The sequence below is a fragment of the Spiroplasma sp. hy2 genome (genome assembly GCF_044714365.1).
Taxonomy (GTDB): Bacteria; Bacillota_I; Bacilli_A; order Mycoplasmatales; family Mycoplasmataceae; genus Spiroplasma; species Spiroplasma phoeniceum.
Window position 1 is genome coordinate 1 of sequence record NZ_RXFZ02000085.1, and the last position, 4,449, is coordinate 4,449.

5 protein-coding genes are annotated in these 4,449 nt (G+C 25.0%); all 5 read left to right on the forward strand.

From position 1 onward, the window contains the following. Window positions 1-382 precede the first annotated feature (382 nt). The 5 genes from EHV01_RS03560 to EHV01_RS03580 all read left to right on the forward strand — a co-directional run bounded on the left by EHV01_RS03560 (window position 383) and on the right by EHV01_RS03580 (window position 4,059). Window positions 383-859 carry a hypothetical protein gene (locus tag EHV01_RS03560; RefSeq protein WP_422066230.1) on the forward strand — a complete coding sequence of 159 codons (477 nt, stop codon included), beginning with the start codon at window positions 383-385 and terminating at the stop codon, window positions 857-859. 16 nt (window positions 860-875) lie between these two features. Further along, on the forward strand, window positions 876-1,052 hold the full coding sequence (locus EHV01_RS03565; RefSeq protein ID WP_422066231.1) for a hypothetical protein: 177 nt from the start codon (window positions 876-878) through the stop codon (window positions 1,050-1,052). Continuing rightward, on the forward strand, window positions 1,039-1,215 hold the full coding sequence (locus EHV01_RS03570; protein ID WP_422066232.1) for a hypothetical protein: 177 nt from the start codon (window positions 1,039-1,041) through the stop codon (window positions 1,213-1,215). The genes EHV01_RS03565 and EHV01_RS03570 overlap by 14 nt, the downstream gene beginning before the upstream one ends. Before the next feature lie 4 nt (window positions 1,216-1,219). After that, window positions 1,220-3,775, forward strand: coding sequence for a hypothetical protein (locus tag EHV01_RS03575; RefSeq protein ID WP_422066233.1), 2,556 nt, complete (start codon window positions 1,220-1,222; stop codon window positions 3,773-3,775). A gap of 92 nt (window positions 3,776-3,867) precedes the next feature. Then, on the forward strand, window positions 3,868-4,059 hold the full coding sequence (locus EHV01_RS03580; protein WP_422066234.1) for a hypothetical protein: 192 nt from the start codon (window positions 3,868-3,870) through the stop codon (window positions 4,057-4,059). The last annotated feature ends 390 nt before the right edge of the window (window positions 4,060-4,449 follow it).

Below are 4,449 nucleotides of genomic sequence, written 5' to 3' on the forward strand. Positions count from 1 at the left end.
TAANTAATAAAATCAAATTTATCAAATTTCATAATTTTAGATTCCTATAATTTCTATTTTAAATATATTTTATAGGAATTTTAAAATAACTAGGTTATGCAAGAAGTCTAATGATTTATGAATTAACCCTTTTAACTTTACATCTCGTGTAAGTAAAATAAACGAAATTGAACAAGGTGCTGATATTTGATTAAATTATCATCAATCAGATAGTGGCTTTATTTTAAATTTAATTTGTACTAAAGATAAGATAATTATTAAGGGTTGGCCAAAAAATAATGAAGTAGTTGTTGGGCAAAGCAAAACAGAAATTAAAGATAATGTTAGACCTGTTTTAGTACAAGAATTTAAAAATAAATTAGGAATAGTACCTTTTTGAGAAATGATTAATGAACCTAATCCATTATTTTTATCTACATCAACTACTTTAAACCCATGACCTACAATGGCAAATTGTTATAAATTACAATTTGATTTAGAAGATAGTTTTAATATTAAATCAAAAGAAAGATATGCAAATCGTACGCATTGATATGGGATACTAAGTGATGATTTAATGACTGCTTATAACAAAGGTAATAAAAAAGTACTACAAGATGTATTTGATGATATTTTTGTTCAATCAAGTTCATCAACAGTAGATGGTCAATTATCCCAATCTTTACAAGTAGTACAAGGTACACCAACCTTAGAAACATATACACAAGACCAAAAAGCAATTATTGAACAAGTATATATAGTATGTAATTTTTCTAGCCCTTTTGGTGATGCCTCAGATAGTGAAGAAAATAAAACACAATCATTAATAAAAAAAAACAAAAGATTTAGAAAAACAAGCATATTTACAAGCATATCGTAAGCAATATTATACAAAAGTGTTTGATACTGTTTTAAAATATTACGGTTTATGAGATGGTGTTGGTGAACGACCTTATGGTTTTGATTTTGTTAATGCTAGTTTAGTTGACCAAATGCGACAAAATGAACTAATTACTACTAGATTAGAAAATCACACAATGGAACCAATAAGAGCGATAATTGAATTATGATAATGTTGATGAATTAGAAGCAACTAAATATTATGAAAAAATTGAAAAATACTGAGATAAAATAAACGCAAAAGAAATAGAACATAATAATAAATTTCTAGAATATGATGAAACTGGTAATAATCAAAATGCCTTACAAGGTAGAACAGAAATTAAGGAGAATTAAATAAATGGAATTTAGTATGGGAAGAATTGAGCAATTAAGAAGAGATGCTCATAATAATTTGATACAAATAAGAGAAGATATAAAAGATAATCGCCATTGAATGGTATTTCCTTTTAATGTTTATAGTTCATATATCCCTGATACTGAAACAGGTTGAAAACCAAATAATGCAAAACCAAGTGATTATGGTAGTTATTCACGCATATTTGATAATATGGAAAGTACTATTGCTCAATGACAAAATAGTTTAAAAATAGTACAAAAATATAAAGGTGAAGAAATTAATATATTAACGATTGATGATTTTAATAAACAACCAATTAATTCAACTATATGAGCCAATAATGAAACACCATTTGCGATAAAATTAAAAGATGAAAATAATAATGTTTATTGAAAATTAATTGATGGTGAAAATATTTATGATGTTAATAAAATTTTAGAATACTTAAATCAATATAAATTAAGTTATTTTATGAATAATGATAATAAAGCAGATAATTTTTATACAAAAGAAGTTAAAGTTGGTAAATATTGAGATGCTTATATGATTGATGATAGAAGTTCAATTCAATTTGGTGAAGCTAAATTTGAACAAGTATTTACTCAACAATCAACWGAAAGACAATATACTTTATTAATTTTAGATGAAGATGCCGATAAATTAAATATTAATGATTATTATAATTTTTATACTGTATTTAATGACCGTGGTTTAAATATTGGTGGTGGTGATATTAATTCTGCACCACAAGATAGACAATGATTATATCCATCAAATGTTATTAATTATTATTCACCATATGATGGTAGTTTTTTATGACAAGAAATTACATTTTCAAGTATTAATGACAAAATTAGTAATAGTGGTTTATCAGTAAGACAATTTATTCAAACAAGTGCTCCAGGAGAGGGTTATTGTTTTCCTAAAATAACTTATGATGAAAAATTAAATAAAGGTATTGTTGAATTAGATGATATTTTATTAAAAGATCCAGGGGTTAGAGCAATGGCAGTTAAATTTTATGGTAATCCAATTTTATTTGATATACCAGTTATAGGAAGACCAATTATTAAAGGTCAATTTAATAAAAAAGTAATGAATTCAAGAGATTTATTAATGTATAACATGTATCCTGCTCCWCCTGATAAAATAAATACTTATGCATCACCCGAAGTAAGTTGATATAACATTCAAGGGATACAACCAACTATTATTACTGGATATAAAGATTGAAAAGAACATATTCAATCAATGTCTGATTTTTGAATTGAAAAAAATAATGAGGGTATGATAATAACAGATAAAGCAAGTTCAACAGCAACTAATCCGACTGTTGGAACAACTATTAAGGAAGAAAATTCAAATTCTAAACCTTATTGGTCTAAAAATTGAATGATTACTCCACCAAATAAAATAAAAGTAAATAGTGGAATTGTTAATAATATTATTAGTACGCAAGCATCATCATATTTTAGAAGAAAAGATGAATTTGGTAATACYGTTGGACAAGTTCAAATTGAATATAATAAAATGGGTTCTTGTAATGTTTGAGATATTTTAAATATGAATAATTTTATTAATCGCCAAATTACCATATTACCTTTAAACTATACGCAAAAATTAGTCTTTAATCCTTTTACGATACCTGCTATTGGAAAGTTTTTAAACTTTGTTTCGTTTGGTATTCCTTGGGACTGAATTGGGAATTTAACAATTACCCAAGATGATAAATGACCTAATTTTCCATGACTTAATGGTTTTATGAGTGCTAATGTTTATAGTTTTTATAACGATGCCTTTTGAGGTAATAAGTCTGCTGGTAAAGGTTATTTACCATTTGAAATATTTAGAGAACAAGGAAATGATAAAGTCGGTGCTATGATTGGTGCAAATGCTACTAGTTTAGGGTTTACTACTTTATTAACTGATAAATTTAAAGGGACTGTTTTAACTAAAGATGGTAAACCAACAAGTGAACTAGTTTATTCAACTTATAATTTAAAACAATTAAATCCTAAAACTAACCGAGTTTATTTAATTAATGAAWAAACAAAAGCAGTTGAAGCACAAAAACCAGTTAGTGATAGTGAAAAAGATAATAATTGCGAATTCTTACAAACACCAGATGGSACAAATTGTAGTTATATAATTGATATGTTTTCAATCCAAGCATTATATAAAGGTAATTTTGAAATTATCTTTTATGCTGATAACCCATATACAAATAATGAAGAAGATTACTTACGCTTATCAGTATGAAGTTTCAGAGGTAAAACAAAAAGTGTATTAAATAATTATTTACGCGATATGACAACTAATTATAAAACTAGTTTCTTATTACCACATGACTATGAAATACCAACATTTAATTATCCACAATATGTATTGCCACCAGTTCCATATAACTATAAACCATATACCAAAAATATTATGTCTTCTATTACAGTGCAACCATTAAAAACCAAAATTACAGCACCAGCACAATGTAAAAAGGTTCTTCTGGAAATTATATTAATTTATTTTCTGATGAATTTAATTATGGGTATTATGAAGTAGAAATTGATTTAAAACAAATTGACCCAACTATTCAAAGTATCAGTAAATTCCAAGATGCTTATAAAACAATTGAAGTAAGTAATCTTGGTAATTTGCAAGTTGAATGTGGACCACCTGAAATAGAGAATTTTATTTCTGATAGAAATATTGATTTAACGATTGGAAATAATAGTTGTAATTTTATTTCTGGTTTATTATCAGATTTAATTTTACAACAAAGTGGCCGTTCACAAACTGATAAAATTAATTTTGAAAATACAATACTTTATATACAGATAATATAAATAATGAAATTAAAACATTTGATACCGCATATACTAATGGTTTACCAAGTGATAATTATCAAAATATATATAAAACTAAAAGTAGGGATAATGTAAAATTTTTATTACAAATAACAAAATTATCTAATATATGATAATGGAAAAATTACCAAAACATATTTACAAGCATATTATACTAATGATATAAAATTAAAAATTAGATTTTCAAAAAAATTATTATCTCAATTATTTTTAGGCAGTAATAATTTACTTATGATTTATTTTGGTAATAATAAAGATATTACATTAGACTTCTTGCATAACCTAGTTATTTTAAAATTCCTATAAAATATATTTAAAATAGAAATTATAGGAATCTAAAATTATGAAATTTGATAAATTTGATTTTAA